This window comes from Nocardiopsis akebiae (genome assembly GCF_018316795.1).
GTDB classification, from domain to species: domain Bacteria; phylum Actinomycetota; class Actinomycetes; order Streptosporangiales; family Streptosporangiaceae; genus Nocardiopsis; species Nocardiopsis dassonvillei.
In genome coordinates this window covers 153,409-171,594 of sequence record NZ_CP074132.1, presented here as the reverse complement: position 1 = coordinate 171,594, position 18,186 = coordinate 153,409, and the positions used below count along the sequence as shown (strand labels likewise).

Sequence of the window (18,186 nt, the reverse complement as noted above, 5' to 3'; positions counted from 1 at the left end):
CCGCACCGCCCCCGACCCGGGGACGCAGCCCACGGGCCGTCCCCGGGAGCGACCCCTTCCCCCGACCGCCGCCGCCCCAGGAGGAAGGCCGGATGTACGTATCCCACCTGCAACTGGCCGACTTCCGGTCCTACCGTGAGGCCCTCGTGGAGATGGGCCCCGGCGTGAGCGTGTTCGTCGGCGCCAACGGCCAGGGCAAGACCAACCTGGTCGAGGCGGTCGGCTACGTGGCCACCCTCGGCAGCCACCGGGTCTCCTCCGACACCCCGCTGGTCCGCCAGGGCGCCCCCCGCGCGATCGTCCGGGCCAAGGTGGTGCGCGACGAGCGGTCCATGGTCGTGGACCTGGAGCTCAACCCCGGCAGGGCCAACCGGGCCCGGATCAACCAGGCGCCCGCGGGCCGCCCGCGCGAGGTCCTCGGCATCCTGCGCACCGTGCTCTTCGCCCCGGAGGACCTGGCACTGGTCAAGGGCGACCCCGGTGAGCGGCGCAGGTTCCTGGACGACCTGCTGGTGGCGCGCGCGCCCCGGATGGCGGGCGTGCGCTCGGACTACGACCGGGTGCTCAAGCAGCGCAACGCCCTGCTCAAGTCGGCCTCCGGCCGGATGTTCCGCCAGCGCTCGGCGCCCGACCTGAGCACGCTGGAGGTGTGGGACTCCCACCTCGCGGAGACGGGCGCGGAGCTGCTGGCGGCGCGGCTGGACCTGGTGGAGGAGCTGCGGCCGAGGATCGCCGAGGCCTACTCCGGGCTGACCGACTCCGGTGGCCCGGCCGTCCCCGACTACCGCTGCGGCGCGGTCCCCGAGGGCGCCGAGCCGCCGACCGGCCGTCCACAGCTTGTGGAAACCCTGCGCGACGCCATGGCCGAGGCCCGCGACCGCGAGCTCCAGCGCGGCGTCAGCCTGGTGGGCCCGCACCGCGACGACCTGGTCCTGCGGCTGGGCGGGATGCCCGCCAAGGGCTACGCCAGCCAGGGCGAGTCCTGGTCGTACGCGCTCTCGCTCAAACTGGCCGCCTTCGACCTGCTGCGCTCGGACGGCGACGACCCGGTGCTGATCCTGGACGACGTGTTCGCCGAGCTGGACAGCGAACGCCGCCGCAGGCTGGCCGAGCGCGTCGGCGACGCCGAACAGGTCCTGGTGACCGCGGCCGTGCCCGAGGACATCCCCAAGGAGCTGGACGGGGCCCGGTTCGGCGTGCGCGAGGGGGTCGTCACGGGTGAGTGAACGCTATCCACACCCTGTGGACCGGGGTCCGGCCCCCGACGCGGCCGATCGCGGCGGCGGAGGACTCCGTCCACAGCCTGTGGACGGAGCGCGGCGCCCGCCGGAGTCGGGACAGTCGGTCCCCCCGGCCCCGTCCGGGGCCGACCTGGCCCGCCAGGCTCTCGCCCGCGCCCGGGCCGAGGCCAAGGACCGCGGCGCGGTGCCCCGGGGGCTCCAGCGCTCGCGTCGGCGTGGCCGGTTGCGGTCACGCAACGAGCCCCAGATGTTCGGTGAGGCCGTGCGCACGTGGCTGATCGAGCACGGCTGGCAGGAGCAGGTGGCCATCGGCGGCGTGTTCGGCCGCTGGGCGGACATCGTGGGCGATTTCAACGCAGAGCACCTCCGCCCGGAGAGCTATTCGGACGGTGAGCTGGTCGTGGTGGCCGATTCGCCCACCATGGCGGCCCATGCGCGAGCGATGGTGCGCGATCTCATGCGCCGTCTCAACGAGGAGCTGGGCGACGGCACGGTCGTCGCCATCAAGGTCCGCGGCCCCGGTTTCCGGCGCCGCTGAGGCGAGCCCGTCCGGGCCGCGGGGCTGGGATGCCCGTTTCCTCCGCTTTCGCGGCCTGTGGATATCCCCAGGTGAACGCCGTTCCAGCGGGTGTCCGCCGAAGCCGGGGAGGGGACCGGGCCGCGTCGGGGCCGCCGGTCGCCGCAGGCGCCACTCAACCGCACCGGAACTTGCGCGCAGCCCCTCCCGCGTGTAGGGAGTCGTCTCCCTCCCTGAACGTTCGTTGTGAGGCGGCACAGGGCCGCCAATGCCACTTTGTCGCACCGTGCGGGGTATCATGGAGACGGTTCTTCAGACGCCTGTAGCCGGTCCCACGCCCCCAGAAGAGGGTGGGCGGACGGCCCCTGTGGCGAACGGTGATCCCCCAGGTGTCGCGGCACGCAGACCCTCCCGATCACCGTGTCACGGGTGACCGTCGCCGCTCGGCCGCGGTCGGCAGGCGTCCCCAGCAGGAGGGTGTTCCCACTTGGCCTACGACGCAGGTTCAATCACGGTTCTGGAGGGGCTTGAGGCGGTCCGCAAGCGCCCCGGAATGTACATCGGTTCCACAGGGGAGCGGGGCCTGCACCACCTGGTCTACGAGGTGGTCGACAACTCCGTCGACGAGGCGCTGGCGGGCCACGCCGACGCCATCGAGGTGACCCTGCTGGCCGACGGCGGCGTGTGCGTGGCCGACAACGGCCGCGGCATCCCCACCGACCTCCACCCGGTGGAGAAGCGCCCCGCCGTCGAGGTCGTCCTCACCACGCTGCACGCGGGCGGCAAGTTCGACGGCAAGTCCTACGCGGTCTCCGGCGGTCTGCACGGCGTCGGCGTCTCCGTCGTCAACGCGCTGTCCACCGCGCTGGAGGTGGAGATCCGCCTCCACGGGCACGTGTGGCGCCAGCGCTACGAGATGACCGCGCCCACCGGCGAACTCGTCAAGGGCGAGAGCACCGACGAGACCGGCACCCAGATCACCTTCTGGCCGGACGGCGGCATCTTCGAGACCACCACGTTCTCCTTCGAGACGCTCGCCCGCCGCATGCAGGAGATGGCCTTCCTCAACAAGGGGCTGTCCATCACCATCCGCGACGAGCGGCCCGAGCACACCGACGGCGGACCGACGGTCAACACCTTCCACTACGACGAGGGCCTGTCGGACTACGTCCGCCACATCAACGCCAAGAAGGAGCCGGCGCACGCGTCGATCATCTCCTTCGAGGAGGAGGGCGACGGCATCTCGGTCGAGATCGCCATGCAGTGGAACCAGTCCTACACCTCCTCCGTGCACACCTTCGCCAACACCATCAACACGGCCGAGGGCGGCACGCACGAGGAGGGGTTCCGCTCCGCGCTGACCACCCTGGTCAACCGGTACGCCCGCGACCAGAAGCTGCTGCGCGAGAAGGACGACAACCTCACCGGCGACGACATCCGCGAGGGCCTGACCGCCATCATCTCGGTCAAGCTGGCCGACCCGCAGTTCGAGGGCCAGACCAAGACCAAGCTGGGCAACACCGAGGCCAAGTCCTTCGTCCAGAAGGTCACCAACGAGCACCTGCGCGACTGGTTCGAGCGCAACCCCGGCGAGGCCAAGGACATCGTGTCCAAGGCCAGCCAGGCCGCCCGCGCCCGCGTGGCCGCCCGCCAGGCCCGCGACCTGACCCGCCGCAAGACCCTGCTGGAGACCACGTCCCTCCCGGGCAAGCTGTCGGACTGCCAGTCCACCAACCCGGAGGAGTGCGAGGTCTACATCGTCGAGGGCGACTCGGCGGGCGGCTCCGCGAAGGGCGGCCGCAACCCGCACAACCAGGCCATCCTGCCCATCCGGGGCAAGATCCTGAACGTCGAGAAGTCGCGCATCGACCGCATCCTCAAGAACGCGGAGGTCCAGGCGATCATCACCGCCCTGGGCACCGGCATCCACGAGGAGTTCGACGCCGAGAAGCTGCGGTACCACAAGGTCATCCTGATGGCCGACGCCGACGTCGACGGCCAGCACATCCGCACGCTGCTGCTCACCCTGCTGTTCCGCTTCATGAAGCCGCTGGTCGAGGCCGGGAACGTCTACCTGGCCGCGCCGCCGCTGTACAAGATCAAGTGGGACCAGAAGGGCAGCGACGCCAGCTACGCCTTCTCCGACGCCGAGCGCGACCGGGTCATCGAGGCCGGGATCGCCCAGGGCAAGAGGGACCCGCGCCCGCGCGACATGGTGCAGCGCTTCAAGGGTCTGGGCGAGATGAACGCCAACGAGCTGTGGGACACCACGATGGACCCGGACCGCCGCGTCCTGCTCCAGGTCAGCCTGGAGGACGCGGCCCAGGCCGACGAACTGTTCAGCGTGCTCATGGGTGAGGACGTCGAGTCGCGGCGCGCCTTCATCCAGCGCAACGCCAAGGACGTCCGCTTCCTGGACATCTAGCGCTCCGCGGATGTCCAGGGCCTCCCGGAGGACCCGGGCCCCGCTCCCACCCGTGCTCAAGCAAGCTTCGTAGAAGGGACCGACATCCGTGACGGATGCGAACAACCCCGACGCCCCTGAGGGCGGGGACTCCAACGTGGAGGCCCCGCCGCGCACGACCGACCGGATCGAACCCGTCGACATCCAGGTCGAGATGCAGCGCAGCTACCTCGACTACGCGATGTCGGTCATCGTCGGCCGCGCCCTGCCCGACGTGCGCGACGGCCTCAAGCCGGTCCACCAGCGCGTGCTCTACGCGATGTACGACGGCGGCTACCGCCCCGACCGCGGCTACTTCAAGTGCGCCCGCGTCGTCGGCGACGTCATGGGCAACTACCACCCGCACGGCGACAGCGCCATCTACGACACCCTGGTCCGCCTGGCCCAGTGGTGGTCCATGCGGATGCCGCTGGTCGACCCCAACGGCAACTTCGGCTCGGCGGGCAACGACCCGGCCGCCGCCATGCGCTACACCGAGTGCAAGCTCGCGCCGCTGGCCATGGAGATGCTCCGGGACATCGACAAGGACACCGTCGACTTCCGGCCCAACTACGACGGCCGCTCCGCCGAGCCCGTCGTGCTGCCCGCCCGCTTCCCGAACCTGCTGGTCAACGGCTCCTCGGGCATCGCGGTCGGCATGGCCACCAACATCCCGCCGCACAACCTGCGCGAGGTCGCCGACGGCGTCAACTGGTACCTCGACAACCCCGAGGCGCAGGACGAGGAGCTGCTCGACGCGCTCATCGCGCGCGTCAAGGGCCCCGACTTCCCCACCCGCGGGCTCATCGTCGGCAAGCGCGGCATCGAGGAGGCGTACCGGACCGGGCGCGGCTCCATCACCATGCGCGCCGTGGTCGAGGTGGAGGAGGACAAGCGGGGCCGCCAGACCCTGGTCGTCACCGAGCTGCCCTACCAGGTCAACCCGGACAACCTCGCGCTCAAGATCGCCGACCTGGTCAAGGACGGCAAGGTCACCGGCATCGCCGACGTGCGCGACGAGAGCAGCGGCCGCACCGGGCAGCGCCTGGTCATCGTGCTCAAGCGCGACGCCGTCGCCAAGGTCGTGCTGAACAACCTCTACAAGCACACCCAGCTCCAGGAGACCTTCGGCGCGAACATGCTCGCGCTGGTCGACGGGGTGCCGCGCACTCTGCGCCTGGACCAGATGATCCGGCACTGGGTCAAGCACCAGGTCGAGGTCATCGTCCGCCGGACCCGGTACCTGCTGCGCAAGGCCGAGGAGCGGGCGCACATCCTGCGCGCGCTGCTGCGGGCCATGGACCGCATCGACGAGGTCATCAACCTCATCCGGGCCAGCGCCTCCGCGGACCAGGCCCGCACCGGCCTGATGGACCTGCTGGAGATCGACGACATCCAGGCCCGCGCCATCCTCGACATGCAGCTGCGCAAGCTCGCCGCCCTGGAGCGCAACGCGCTGACGGCCGAGTACGACGAGCTCATGGCGCAGATCGCCGACTACAACGACATCCTCGGATCGGACACGCGCCAGCGGAGCATCATCCGCGAGGAGCTCGGCGAGATCGTGGAGAAGTACGGCGACGAGCGGCGCACGCACATCATCCCCTTCGAGGGCGACATGCGCATGGAGGACTTCATCGCCGAGGAGGACGTGGTCGTCACGATCTCCCGCGGCGGATACGCCAAGCGCACGCGCATCGACAACTACCGCGCCCAGAAGCGCGGCGGCAAGGGCGTGCGCGGGGCCCAGCTCAAGCAGGACGACATCGTCCAGCACTTCTTCGTCACCACCACGCACAACTGGATCCTGTGCTTCACCAACCAGGGCCGGGTGTACCGCACGAAGGCCTACGAGCTGCCCGAGGCCGCCCGCGACGCGCGCGGCCAGCACGTGGCGAACCTGCTCCCGTTCCAGCCGGGCGAGGAGATCGCGCAGATCATGGCACTGCGCGACTACGAGGCCGCCCCGTACCTGGTGCTCGCCACCCGTGAGGGCCTGGTCAAGAAGTCCCGCCTTGAGGACTTCGACTCGGCGCGCGCGGCGGGCATCATCGCGATCAACCTGCGCGAGGGCGACGAGCTGATCGCCGCCCGGCTGGTCTTCCCCGACGACGACCTGCTGCTGATCTCCAGCGACGCCCAGGCGATCCGGTTCCCGGCCTCCGACGAGTCGCTGCGCCCCATGGGCCGCGCCACCAGCGGCGTGATCGGCATGCGGTTCCTGGAGGACGACTACCTGCTGAGCATGGACGTCATCCGGCCCGGCGACGGCTCCACGGACGTCCTGGTCACCACCGAGAACGGCTACGCCAAGCGCACCCCGTCCGACCAGTACCCGGTGCAGAACCGCGGCGGCAAGGGCGTGCTGACGGCCAAGGTGGTGGAGGCCCGCGGCAAGCTGGTCGGCGCCCTGATGATCGACCCCGAGGTGGACGAGGTCTTCGCGATCACCTCAGTCGGCGGCGTCATCCGCACCGGCGCCGACGAGGTCAAGCGGTCCGGCCGCACGACCATGGGCGTCCGGCTGATGAACCTGGACAAGGGCAACAAGATCGTGGCCGTGGCGCGCAACGCCGAGGCCGCCGAGGAGGAGGCCGTCGAGACGGCCGAGGACGCGGGCGAAGCGGCCGCCGACACGGCCGAGGACGTGAACGAGAACGCCGAAGGCAACCCGGAGGCCTAGACTTCGCGTTAGGCCCCATATGGGCCGCGGGGTTCGTTTTGCGCGGACCCCGCGGACACCCTGGTCGCGCCAATCACCCGTTCTCAAGGAAAGTCCAGCGGTAACGTTTCTATGTCTGACAACCAGCGGAACACCACCACGAACGAAACCGACCCGGACACGGCGGAGAGTGCCAAGGGCGGGGACGTGGAGACGACCGAGAAGGACACGGCAGAAGCGGGGGCCGCCGTGACCGCCGAGGTCGACGACAAGGCCGAGGCGGCGACGGGCGCCACCGAGGCCGACACGGCCGAGGAGTCCGGCGAGGAGCCGGGGCGCAAGCCCGGCGCCGAGGACGAGGGTTCCGCCGACAGGGCGGACACCTGGTCCCAGACCGCCGCCGGACCGGCCGAACCCGTGGCGGAGGACCGCGCCGAAGCGGGGGGAACGCCAGTGTCCGAATCGAAGACCTCGGTGCCTGAGGGCCCGAACGCCGTGAAGGCCAGCCTGTCCAGCCGTAAGGCACACCTGTCGGTCTCCCGTGTGGAGCCGTGGTCGGTGATGAAGTTCAGCTTCGTCGTCTCCCTGGTGTGCTTCATCATCCTGTTCGTGGCGATCGCGGTGATCTACGCGACGCTGTCGATGCTGGGTGTCTTCGACGAGCTGACCAACATGCTCACGGCGCTCCTGGAGGGCGACGGGACCGAGGACGAGCTCGGCCTCGACCCTGCCTCCTGGTTCTCGCCGGGCCGCGTCCTGGGGTACACCGGCGTGGTCGGCGCGCTGAACATCGTGCTCATCACCGCCCTGTCCACGGTGGGCGCCATGCTGTACAACCTCGTCGCCGACCTGGTCGGCGGCGTCGACGTGACGCTGTCCGAGGCCGAGTAGCGCCGCCGTGAGGGCCCGGTCCCCGCTGGGGCCGGGCCCTCACGCGTCGGTTCCGAGCACTTCCGCGCCCGGGTAAAATGGGAGGTGGAAAGGGACGCGTGCGCCGCGTCCCGCCTCGCGTCCGCCCCGGATCACCGGTTCGCCCCGGTCCCGCCGATGCGGTAGAGTTCCACACGCAGCAAGGGCGTATAGCTCAGTCGGTTAGAGCGCATCCCTGATAAGGATGAGGCCCCAGGTTCAAGTCCTGGTACGCCCACACACGAGAAGGCTCCCCACGGGGGGCCTTCTCTCATGTCCGGGTGTCAGCGCCGTACGGCGCGCGGCCCGGCCGAGTCGCCGTGTCGACGACGGGACGTGTCGACCTGTCGATTCGTGCACGTGTCGATTCACGTACCTGTCGATTCGGGGGCCCGGTGCGAACACGGGCACCTGTAGGATGCGGCGCATCGGGAGGGCGTCGCCGCCTCCGCCCCGGAGCGCGGGACGCGGACGGCCTCCAGCGCGAGGACGGAGAAGCGTGGCGACGACATTCGACTACCGGCTTCCGTTCCACATCAACCAGGTGTGGAACATGCTCCCCCACTCCGTGTCGCGCACCAAGGGGGCCTCGGGCCCGGGGAACCCGGTGCCCGGCGCCGGTTACCGTTACGCCTTCTCCACCGGCATGAGCCTGCTCACCTGGGGGTTCAACGTGTACGTCGACCTCTTCCCCCACCCCCAGGGCACGCACATGAGGGTGACGCCCAGCATGAAGTTCGGCATCGTCGACTGGGGCGAGGGCAGCGAGGTCGCCGCCAGCCTGCACCACCACCTCAGCAACATGCTCCAGATCCAGATCAACCAGGGCTACGGCCGGGGCGGGCGGTAGAACCCGCGCCGGGACCGACCGGCGGAACGGACACCGCTCGGCTCCGCCGCCGGGCACGCCGCCCCGACCGGTGGGGCCGGGGAGGTGCTCCAGGCCGGGTTGGCCGAGCGAGCGGAACGGCCGCGGTCCGTCCGCCGAGAGCCTCCCCCAGCGCACGGAGGGAAGGCGCTGGGGCTCCTCCAGCCGCAGCAGGGCGGCGTCCGTCCTCCGGTCCGGCCAGACGACGGAACACCGCGGGAAACCGTTCGGCGGGTCGGCTCCCACGCGCACGTCGACACGCTCGTGGCCGTCGAGCACGTGGGCCGCGGCGAGCACGAGGGAGGGCCCGACGAGGTAGCCGGTCCCTCCCGGGGAGGCGCCCCCGCCCCTGACGACGCCGACGTCCGCGACACACCTCGGGTCCATCAGTCCAGGTCCCTGCGGTCCTCCCGGACCGCTCCGCTCTCGGAGGCGATCGCGAGCTTCCTTCCGTCCGCGTCGGTCGGTGCGAGCTTCAGCGTGATCCGGTGCGTGTCCCTGCGGCCGGCCTTGCCCTCGGCGTCGAGGGAGAGCACGCCGAAGCGCACACCGGCCCTCCCTGCCCCTCCTGGTGCGCCTCCAGGAGGAGTCCGACCTCGGTCTCGACGATCTCGACGCCGATCTCGCGGCTCTCCCCTCCGGCGCGCGGCGGCGACCTCCCGGCGCAGTTCGTCGATGGCCTGGGGCAGCCCGGTGGCGGGCACCTGATGACTCCCTGGGGGCGTTCCGTCGTGGGGACGGCGGGAACAGGGCTGTGATCCAGGCCACCTGACTGGTGTGACAGTCAGTTTTCCCCGCCGGTCCGCCGCCAGCCGCGTGTTTTCCGCTTTGCGTAACCGCTCCCGGGCGGGTGCCCGGTTTCTTCCTGTTCACGGCGTCCCTCCGCCGGAAGGCCGACTCGGCGCCATGTCGACTCGTCGATCCGCCGACATGTCGTCCGACCTGCACGGGGTCGTGGCTGGTTACGGGCCGCGAGCCACCGACAGTGCCATGCATCCAACCGACCGTTCGGTCAGTGCATGGCTTTCGAGCTGCGAAAAGTAGCCCCCGGTGTAGAAAGTGCCTTGAGTCACATGGCATGGTGTCCTGGGGCTCAGTCCGGTGTCGGACATGTCTTTCCTGTCGCTTGTGCGACTGGAGGGGTGGGTGGTTGTCACCGTGACTGCCGATACCAGGAGCCCACGAGCGGAATCCGACCCCCGGTCGGCAGAGAACATACGGAGCACCAATGGCAACTTCCGACTCGACGGCCCCAGGGCCGGGCAGCGCGATCGAGACCAGGGAGCGGCGGCGCGTCCTCGCCGGGACCATGGTCGGCACCACGATCGAGTGGTACGACTTCTTCATCTACGCGCAGGCCGCCGGCCTCGTGCTCGCGCCCCTGTTCCTGTCGCCGCTGACCGAGGACAGCCCGGGCCTGGCCCAGATCCTGTCCTTCGCGACCATCGGCATCTCCTTCCTCTTCCGGCCGCTCGGCGCGATCGTCGCGGGCGCCCTCGGAGACAGGTTCGGCCGCAAACGCGTGCTCGTGGCGACCCTGGTCATGATGGGGCTCGCCACCTGCCTGATCGGCGTGCTGCCCACCTACGCCCAGATCGGCGTGGCCGCACCCGTCCTGCTGATCGTCCTGCGCATCCTCCAGGGCTTCTCCGCGGGCGGCGAGTGGGGCGGCGCGGCGCTGATGTCGGTGGAGCACGCGCCGGTCGGCAAGCGCGGCTTCTTCGGCGCCTACCCGCAGATCGGCGTTCCCTGCGGCATGATCCTGGCGACCTTCGTCGTCTGGGTGATCACCGCGTCCATCGGCCCGGAGGCGTTCCTGGAGTGGGGCTGGCGCATCCCCTTCCTCCTGTCCTTCCTGCTGATCATCGTCGGCCACCTCATCCGCAAGTCCGTGGAGGAGTCCCCGGTCTTCAAGCTCATGCAGGCGCGCAAGGCCGAGGCCTCCGCCCCGCTGGGCCGCCTGTTCCGCAAGCACACCCGTGAGGTCGTCCTCTCCGCGCTGATCTTCATCGCCAACAACGCCGCCGGGTACCTCGTCATCGCCTACCTGGCGACCTACGCCTCCCGGCCGGTCGAGGACTTCGGCCTCGGCATGGAGCGCGGCCCCGTGCTCCTGGCGACCACCCTCGCCTCGTTCGGCTGGCTCGTCTCCACGCTCTACGGCGGCATCCTGAGCGACAAGCTCGGCCGGGTGCGGACCTTCCAGCTCGGCTACGTGCTGCTGGCCGCCTGGTCCGTGCCGATGTGGTTCATGGTCGACACCGGCAACATCTACCTGTACTTCGCGGGCGTCTTCGTCTTCACGCTCACCCTGGGCCTGAGCTACGGCCCCCAGTCGGCGCTGTACGCGGAGATGTTCCCGGCCGAGGTCCGCTACTCCGGCGTGTCCATCGGCTACGCCCTCGGCGCGATCCTCGGCGGCGCCTTCGCGCCCACGATCGCCGAGCTGCTGCTCACCGAGACCGGCGCCTCGTGGTCGATCGGCGTCTACATCGTCGTGGCCTGCGCGGTCTCCTTCCTGGGGGTCACCCTGGTGAAGGAGCCCAAGGGCGTGGACCTGTACGCGGACGGCACCAAGCCGTCCACGATCGGCGAGTAGGGGGCGCGACGGGGCGGCGGACCCGGTCCGCCGCCCCGTCCTCCGTCGCCTTGTCGCCTTGTCGTCGCGTCTCCTTGTCGCTCCGTCGCCTTGTCGACCCGCCGCCCCGGGGCGCGCTCACCGCCCCCGCGACTCCGCGCGCTGGCGCGCCGGGCCCCGGCGGTCCCGGTCCAGCTCATGGGCGGTGTTGACCAGGGCGATGTGGGACAGTGCCTGGGGGAAGTTGCCGACCAGCCGCCGCGCGCCGGTGTCGTACTCCTCCGCCAGCAGCCCCACGTCGTTGCGCAGGCTCAGCAGGTGCCCGAAGATCCGTCGGCCCTCGTCCACACGGCCCTGGAGGACGAGGTTGTCCACCAGCCAGAACGTGCAGGGCAGGAACACGCCCTCACCGGGTGGCAGGCCGTCCACGTGCCGGGTCCCCTCGTCCATGGAGTAGCGCTGGACCAGGCCGCCGCTGCACAGCTCCCGCTGGACGGCGTCCACCGTCCCCCGCATGCGCTCGTCGGTGGCCGGGAGGAAGCCGACGGTGCTCGCCATCAGGAGCGAGGCGTCCAGGGACTCGGAACCGTAGTACTGGGTGAAGGTCCGCCGACCGGGGTCGTACCCGTGCTCGCACACGTCCCGGTGGATCTCCCCGCGCAGGCGCTTCCAGTCGTCCACCGGGCCCTCCAGCCCGAACCTCTCCACGGCGCTGACGGCCCGGTCCGCCGCGGTCCACGCCATGACCTTGGAGTGGGTGAAGTGCCGCCGGGGCCCGCGCATCTCCCAGATCCCGTTGTCGGGCTCCCGCCAGTGCGACTCCAGGAAGTCCATCAGGTGCCGCTGGAGTCGCCAGGCCGGCTCACGCGGCGGGATGCCGTGCTCCCTGGCCTGGTGGAAGACGTCCATCACCTCGCCGTAGACGTCGAGCTGCCACTGCTGGGCCGCCTCGTTGCCGATCCTGACGGGGCGGGCGCCCTGGTAGCCGGACAGCCAGCCCAGCTCCAGTTCGGGCAGCCTGCGCTCCCCCTCGATCCCGTACATGATCCGCATCTGCCCGGGCTCACCGGCCACCGCACGCAGCAGCCACTCGCGCCATCCGGCCGCCTCCCGTTCGTACCCCGACTCCAGCAGCGAGAGCAGCGTCAGCGTCGCGTCTCGTATCCAGCAGTAGCGGTAGTCCCAGTTGCGCACGCCGCCCAGCTGCTCGGGCAGCGAGGTGGTGGCCGCGGCCACCGTGCCCCCGCCGGGCGCGTGCGTCAGGGCCTTGAGGGTGATGAGCGACCGGACCACCGCGTCGCGGTACTCGCCCCGGTAGGCGCACCTGGAGGCCCACTCCCGCCACACCTCCTCCGTGTGCCCGATGAGCGCGCCCACGTGGGGCGGGTCCGGCTCGGGGGCCCGCACCGGCGTCCACACCAGGGAGAAGTCCACGCCGTCCCCCGAGGCGACCGTGAACTCCGCTACCGGCCTGGACGGGGCCACGACCTCGAACTCCACGTCGGAGTCCAGGTAGCAGCTGTCCGGACCGGCCACCATGTGCAGCCGCCGCCCGTCCTTGCGCACCCACGGGACGATGGACCCGTAGTCGAAGCGCGGCACGGCCTCCGTACGCATGCGCACGCGGCCCTCCACCCCCTCGACCCGGCGCACCAGACCGGTCCCGTGCGCGCCGACGGGCATGCAGTCCACGACCCGCACCGCGCCGTCCGCGCACCGGAACTCGGTCTCCAGCACCAGGCTGTCGGAGCGGTACCGCCGCGCCGAGACCCGGTGCTCCCCGACCGGGGCCATGGTCCAGCGCCCGTTGCCCCCGTCGCCCAGCAGGGCGGCGAAGCAGGCGCCGGAGTCGAACCTGGGCAGGCACAGCCAGTCCACGCTCCCGTCCCTGCCGACCAGCGCCGACGTCCGCATGTCGCCCAGAAACGCGTAGTCCTCGATGGGCGGAGCCACGTCCCGCCTCCCTTCCGCCCCCCGGGCGGTGCCCGCGTCAGCGGTCTCCTCGCCCGCCTCCGGGCAGGAACTCCTGCGCCTTGGACACGACGCCCCGCTTGACCACGGACCACGCCTCGGGGTCGCCCTTGGCCAGGGCCTTGGCCACGCTCTCCATCTGGTCGAGCGTCGCGTGCGGCGGGATCGGCGGGACGGCGGGGTCGGTGACGAACTCGACCACGCAGGGCCGGTCCGCCGACAGCGCCCGCTGCCAGGCGTCTCGCACGTCGGAGGGGTCCTCCACCCTGATCCCCCGCAGGCCGATGCTCTCGGCGAACCCGGCGTAGGGGAAGTCGGGGATGCGCTGCGAGGGGAGGAACTGCGGCGCGCCGCCCATCGCGCGCAGCTCCCAGGTCACCTGGTTGAGGTCGCGGTTGTTGAGGACGGCGACGACCACCCGCGGGTCCTCCCACTCCCTCCAGTAGTGGCCGATGGTGATCAGCTCGTTGATGCCGCTCATCTGCATGGCGCCGTCCCCGACGAGCGCGACCACCGGCCGGTCGGGGTGGGCGAACTTCGCCCCCGTGGCGTAGGGGACGCCGGGGCACATCGTGGCCAGCGTGCCCGACAGCGTTCCCCGCATGCCCTCGCGGAACACCAGGTGGCGCGCGTACCAGTTGGCCGCCGAACCGGAGTCCGCGGTCACCATCACGTCGTCGGGCAGCAGCGGGGACAGTTCGTGGAAGACGCGTTCGGGGTTGACCGGGTCGGCGTCCACGTGGGCGCGCCGTTCGAGGACCTGCTTCCACCGCGCGACGTCGTCCTCGATCTTCTCCCGCCAGGAGCGGTCCGTCTTGCGGTCCACGAGCGGCAGCAGCATCCGCAGCGTCTGCGCGGAGTCGCCGACCAGGTTGCACTCGAACGGGTAGCGCATGCCGACCATGGTCGGATCGATGTCGATCTGGACGGCGCGCGCCTGGTCGAACTCGGGCAGGAACTGGCTGTACGGGAAACTGGAGCCCACCACGAGCAGGGTGTCGCAGTCCCGCATCATCTCGTAGGAGGGCCGGGTGCCGAGCAGACCGATCGACCCGGTCACGAAGGGCGGGTCGTCGGGGAGGACGTCCTTGCCCAGCAGCGCCTTGGCCACCCCGGCGCCGAGCCTGTCCGCCATCTCGACGACGGCGTCCGCCGCTCCCCTGGCCCCCTGCCCGACCAGCATGGCGACGCGCTCGCCGGAGTTGAGGATCTCGGCGGCCTCGGCCAGCCCCTCCGGGGACGGGGTGGACCGCGGGGAGGGGAGGCCGAGGCTGGAGGGCACCATCTTGAACTCGTGCTCGGGCGGTGAGTACTCCAGGTCCTGGACGTCGGCGGGGATGATGACCGCCGTGACCGTGCGCCTGCTCGCGGCGATCCGGATCGCCCGGTCGAGCACGTTGGGCAGCTGCTCGGGGACGGTCACCATCTGGAGGTAGTCGCTGGCCACGTCCTTGTACAGCGACATCAGGTCGACCTCCTGCTGGTAGGAGCCGCCCATCGCGCTGCGCGCGGTCTGGCCGAGGATCGCCACCACCGGCACGTGGTCGAGCTTGGCGTCGTAGAGGCCGTTCAGCAGGTGGATGGCGCCGGGGCCCGATGTGGCCGCGCACACCCCCACCCGGCCGGAGAACTTGGCGTACCCCGTGGCCTCGAAGGCCGCCAGCTCCTCGTGCCGTGACTGGATGAAGCGGGGCTGGTCACCGGCCCGCTCCCAGGCGGCGAGCAGGCCGTTGATGCCGTCGCCCGCGTATGAGAAGACGCGCTCGACCCCCCACTCGCGCAGACGCTTCAGTACGTGGTCGGACACCAGTTCCGCCATGACCGCTTACCTCCCGGGTTCGACGCCGTCGGTCGGCACCGTTCCCGCGGCGCCGCGTCCGCCGCGCGCAGGGCCTCGCCCCGCCGGCTCGCGGCCCCCGGTCCGCCGCGGGAGTGCCTCGCTGGCGCGACTACCCCGACTCCCGCGTCCGCACTCACCGCGCTGGCGGCGCTCCGCCCGCCGCGCTCCCCCGCTCCGGTCACCGCTCCCCCGCGTCGCGGGCCGGACGCTTGTTCCTACCCGGGGCAGGTCAGCGGCGTGTGGCGGTGGGCGGCACCGCCCGTCAAGGCGAGTGACACGAATCACGCCGGGTATCGGTTCACCATCAGCCCCTTGCGTCACGGGGACCCATGAAACGGACGCGACACGGTGGAGGTGACCATGTCCAACCGGACATCGGCCCAGGGCGTGACCAGGATTCCCGGAAAGCCGATCCGTATCGCCGCGCTCGTCTACGGCATCGTCTTCCTGCTGGTGGGCGTGCTGGGCTTCATTCCCGGACTGACCACGAACTACGACCAGATGCAGTTCGCCGGACACCACTCCGAGGCCATGCTGCTGGGGATCTTCCAGGTGTCGGTCCTGCACAACCTGCTCCACCTGATCCTCGGCGCGGCCGGGGCGGCGATGGCGCGCACCGCCGGTCTGGCGCGCGTCTACCTCATCGTCGGCGGTCTGGCCTACCTGGTGCTGTGGGTCTACGGGCTCCTGGTCGAGTCCGGCGACCCGACGAACATCGTGCCGCTCAACGACGCCGACAACTGGCTGCACCTGGTGCTGTGGGTGAGCATGCTCGCGCTCGCCATCGTCCTCGCGCCCTCCCGGCGCAGCCGCGCCGGGCGCTGACGCGTCCGCGCGGCTCCCGCCCGGACCGGGAGTGACACGGTGACGGCCGCCGCCCCGCACGGGGCGGCGGCCGCGTCGTTTCGCTCGCCCGTGCCGGGGCCGGACGCGTGCGGGTCAGCGCCGGTCGAGCCACTCGTAGGCGGCGCTGGCGGCGCAGGCGTAGACCGTGTGGTGCAGCAGGTCCACGCCGACCTCCTCGGCGCCCCACTTCCATGCCGGGGGCGCCGTGCCCGTGGCCGGGAGGGCGACCTGCTCGCCGCCCCACACCAGTGCCAGGTGCGCGGCCGCCGCCGCGGTCCCGTGCAGTCCGGCGGCGCCCAGCAGCCCCCGGACCGCCCCCCACGAGACCCCGTAGCCCCAGTGCACCGCGGTGTTGAACCGCTGCTCGCCCGAGGGGCCCTCCGGGCGCACCCCGAGCACCTTCCCGGCGGCGTCGGCGGGCGAGGTGCTGCCTCCCCTGCCGCGCAGCCTGGCCTCGGCGGTGCTGGAGACCGTCATCGCCGCCGTGCCGACCAGCCCCGCCAGCAGCCCCCTGCCGACGGCGGACGAGGTGTGCGCGAGGGCCCGTGCCAGCCTTTCCACCACGCCCGCCTCAGCGCTCCACCACGTGCCGCTTGTTGGGCACGCAGTGGGTCATCGTCAGCCCCGACACGTCCCGGGGGCCGTTCTTGCCCAGGTTGGCCATGCGCTGGCGCTCCCCCTCGTCCAGGGTCTGGCTCCGCAGCGGCCCCAGGCGCGCCACGTCGCCCGGGCCGATGCCCAGCCCTTCACCGACGCGCAGCCCCAGGTCGTCGTCGACCATGAGGAAGTGCCAGACCATCCGCTCCTGGATCGGCCGGTCGCACTGGGAGAGCTGCCCGGTGAAGTTGCGCACCAGGTCGTCGCGCTCCCACTCCTCCATCAGCGTGTACCGCTGCCCCGCCTGCTGGTAGTCGTTGGTGCGGGAGATGCGCTTGCGGGTGAGCCGCCCCCGGATCTCCGGCCCCTGCTCGTCGTGCGTGGGGTACTGCCCCTCGCGCAGGCCGCCGTTGATGGAGGGCTCGTAGTTGACGTGCGGGTTCTCGCCCCCGGAGTCCTGGTGGTAGGCCATCAGGCCGTCGCGCTGGTTGGTGCGCACGTCGGCGTTCTTGGCCTGGTTCACCGGCAGTTGGAGGTAGTTGGGCCCCACCCGGTAGCGCTGCGTGTCGCTGTAGGAGAAGGTGCGCCCGACGAGCATCTTGTCGTCGGAGAAGTCCAGGCCGTCCACGAGCACGCCGGTGCCGAAGGAGATCTGCTCGTTCTCCGCGAAGTTGTCCGACACGTTCCGGTCGAGCACGATCCGCCCCACCGCCTTGGGCGGGAAGTCCTGCTCCGGCCAGGTCTTGGTGTCGTCCAGCGGGTCGAAGTCGAGTTCGGGGTGCTCCTCGTCGCTCATCATCTGTACGAGCAGCTCCCACTCGGGGTACTCGCCGCGGTCGATGGCCTCGTGCAGGTCCTTGGTCGCGTGCCCGGTCTCGTCCGCCTGGACGTTGGCGGCGTCGGCCTCGGTCATGCTGCGCACGCCCTGCTTGGGCATCCAGGTGTACTTGACCAGGACGGTCCCGCCCACGTCGTTGACCCACTTGTAGGTGTTGACGCCGAAGCCCTGCTGGTGCCGGTAGTCAGCCGGGATGCCGCGCGGGCTGAACAGGTTGACCAGCATGTGCATGCACTCGGGGGTCTGCGACATGAAGTCGAAGATGCGGTTGGGCTCCTGGCGGAAGGTCACCGGGTCCGGCTTGAGGGAGTGGATCACGTCGGGGAACTTGATGGCGTCGCGGATGAAGAACACCGCCAGGTTGTTGCCCACCAGGTCCCAGTTGCCGTCCTCGGTGTAGAACTTGATCGCGAACCCGCGCGGGTCGCGCGCGCACTCCGAGGAGTCCCTGCCACCGATGACCGTGGAGAAGCGCAGCGCGATGTCGGTCCGCTTCCCCTTGCCCTGGAAGAGCTTTGCGCGCGTGTAGCGGCTGATCGGCTCGTCGCCCCACGCGCCGTAGGACTCGAAGTAGCCGAACGCGGTCACCCCGCGCGCGTGCACCACCCGCTCCGGGATGCGCTCCCGGTCGAAGTGGCTGATCTTCTCCAGGAACTGGTAGTTCTCCAGCGTCGCCGGCCCCCGCTCGCCGACCGTGCGCTGGTTCTGGTTGTCGTAGACCGGGTGCCCCTGCCGGTTCGTGAGCACCTCGCGGTCGTCTCCCGGCGCGGATCCCTGGCTGGATACGTCGGTCATGGAACTGGTCCCCCACCACGTCGTCATGATCCCTGTCCCGGTGCCCCCTGCCCACTGCCGCGGTGCCGGACGCGCGTCGGG

13 protein-coding genes and 1 tRNA gene are annotated in these 18,186 nt (G+C 70.9%); 9 read left to right on the top strand and 5 right to left on the bottom strand.

Features of this window, described 5'->3' with window-relative positions:
- The first annotated feature begins 92 nt into the window (after window positions 1-92).
- From recF to KGD83_RS00745, 7 genes are all read left to right on the top strand, one after another.
- The gene (gene recF / locus KGD83_RS00775; protein WP_212642054.1) at window positions 93-1,226 is read left to right on the top strand and encodes a DNA replication/repair protein RecF; all 1,134 of its coding nucleotides are present in this window, start codon (window positions 93-95) and stop codon (window positions 1,224-1,226) included.
- A 79-nt stretch (window positions 1,227-1,305) separates the two neighbouring features.
- Entirely contained in the window at window positions 1,306-1,779 is a 474-nt protein-coding gene (locus tag KGD83_RS00770; RefSeq protein ID WP_212642053.1) for a DUF721 domain-containing protein, read from the top strand.
- 466 nt (window positions 1,780-2,245) lie between these two features.
- Window positions 2,246-4,183: a DNA topoisomerase (ATP-hydrolyzing) subunit B gene (gene gyrB, locus KGD83_RS00765; RefSeq protein WP_212642052.1), complete on the top strand. Its 1,938-nt coding sequence runs from the start codon at window positions 2,246-2,248 to the stop codon at window positions 4,181-4,183.
- Window positions 4,184-4,271: 88 nt separating this feature from the next.
- Window positions 4,272-6,884, top strand: coding sequence for a DNA gyrase subunit A (gyrA, locus tag KGD83_RS00760; RefSeq protein WP_212642051.1), 2,613 nt, complete (start codon window positions 4,272-4,274; stop codon window positions 6,882-6,884).
- 111 nt (window positions 6,885-6,995) lie between these two features.
- On the top strand, window positions 6,996-7,754 hold the full coding sequence (locus KGD83_RS00755) for a DUF3566 domain-containing protein (protein WP_212642050.1): 759 nt from the start codon (window positions 6,996-6,998) through the stop codon (window positions 7,752-7,754).
- A gap of 182 nt (window positions 7,755-7,936) precedes the next feature.
- Window positions 7,937-8,010, top strand: a tRNA-Ile gene (locus tag KGD83_RS00750).
- A gap of 261 nt (window positions 8,011-8,271) precedes the next feature.
- Window positions 8,272-8,622, top strand: a complete 351-nt coding sequence (locus KGD83_RS00745) for a hypothetical protein (RefSeq protein ID WP_212642049.1) — start codon at window positions 8,272-8,274, stop codon at window positions 8,620-8,622.
- A 404-nt stretch (window positions 8,623-9,026) separates the two neighbouring features.
- On the opposite strand, the gene KGD83_RS28910 is transcribed toward KGD83_RS00745, so the two are convergent.
- Window positions 9,027-9,344 (bottom strand): trypco2 family protein, encoded by a 318-nt coding sequence (locus tag KGD83_RS28910; protein WP_256448840.1) that lies wholly within the window; start codon window positions 9,342-9,344, stop codon window positions 9,027-9,029.
- 524 nt (window positions 9,345-9,868) lie between these two features.
- On the opposite strand from KGD83_RS28910, the gene KGD83_RS00735 reads away from it, so the two are divergent.
- Window positions 9,869-11,239 (top strand): MFS transporter, encoded by a 1,371-nt coding sequence (locus KGD83_RS00735; protein WP_212642048.1) that lies wholly within the window; start codon window positions 9,869-9,871, stop codon window positions 11,237-11,239.
- A gap of 117 nt (window positions 11,240-11,356) precedes the next feature.
- Here the strand turns inward: KGD83_RS00735 and KGD83_RS00730 are convergent, their stop codons facing one another.
- Both KGD83_RS00730 and KGD83_RS00725 read right to left on the bottom strand, forming a co-directional pair.
- The gene (locus KGD83_RS00730) at window positions 11,357-13,171 is read right to left on the bottom strand and encodes a glycoside hydrolase family 15 protein (protein WP_249352064.1); all 1,815 of its coding nucleotides are present in this window, start codon (window positions 13,169-13,171) and stop codon (window positions 11,357-11,359) included.
- 37 nt (window positions 13,172-13,208) lie between these two features.
- The gene (locus tag KGD83_RS00725) at window positions 13,209-15,008 is read right to left on the bottom strand and encodes a thiamine pyrophosphate-requiring protein (RefSeq protein ID WP_212642047.1); all 1,800 of its coding nucleotides are present in this window, start codon (window positions 15,006-15,008) and stop codon (window positions 13,209-13,211) included.
- A 381-nt stretch (window positions 15,009-15,389) separates the two neighbouring features.
- Here KGD83_RS00725 and KGD83_RS00720 point away from each other — a divergent pair, with 381 nt between their 5' ends.
- A complete protein-coding gene (locus KGD83_RS00720) occupies window positions 15,390-15,854 on the top strand; it encodes a DUF4383 domain-containing protein (protein ID WP_212642046.1) in 465 nt (154 codons plus the stop codon).
- A gap of 114 nt (window positions 15,855-15,968) precedes the next feature.
- Here KGD83_RS00720 and KGD83_RS00715 read toward each other — a convergent pair whose 3' ends face one another.
- Together KGD83_RS00715 and KGD83_RS00710 are read right to left on the bottom strand one after the other, a co-directional pair.
- Complete coding sequence (locus tag KGD83_RS00715; RefSeq protein ID WP_212642045.1) at window positions 15,969-16,436, bottom strand: hypothetical protein; 468 nt, start codon at window positions 16,434-16,436, stop codon at window positions 15,969-15,971.
- A gap of 10 nt (window positions 16,437-16,446) precedes the next feature.
- Window positions 16,447-18,105 (bottom strand): catalase, encoded by a 1,659-nt coding sequence (locus tag KGD83_RS00710; protein WP_212642044.1) that lies wholly within the window; start codon window positions 18,103-18,105, stop codon window positions 16,447-16,449.
- Between the last annotated feature and the right edge of the window lie 81 nt (window positions 18,106-18,186).

What these genes read in the sequence shown, in the direction of transcription:
- KGD83_RS00720 (WP_212642046.1), top strand. Translation starts at nt 15,390, where the DNA reads ATGTCCAACCGGACATCGGCCCAGGGCGTGACCAGGATTCCCGGAAAG.
- KGD83_RS00710 (WP_212642044.1), bottom strand. Translation starts at nt 18,105, where the DNA reads ATGACCGACGTATCCAGCCAGGGATCCGCGCCGGGAGACGACCGCGAG.
- KGD83_RS00755 (WP_212642050.1), top strand. Translation starts at nt 6,996, where the DNA reads ATGTCTGACAACCAGCGGAACACCACCACGAACGAAACCGACCCGGAC.
- KGD83_RS00735 (WP_212642048.1), top strand. Translation starts at nt 9,869, where the DNA reads ATGGCAACTTCCGACTCGACGGCCCCAGGGCCGGGCAGCGCGATCGAG.
- recF (WP_212642054.1), top strand. Translation starts at nt 93, where the DNA reads ATGTACGTATCCCACCTGCAACTGGCCGACTTCCGGTCCTACCGTGAG.
- KGD83_RS00725 (WP_212642047.1), bottom strand. Translation starts at nt 15,008, where the DNA reads ATGGCGGAACTGGTGTCCGACCACGTACTGAAGCGTCTGCGCGAGTGG.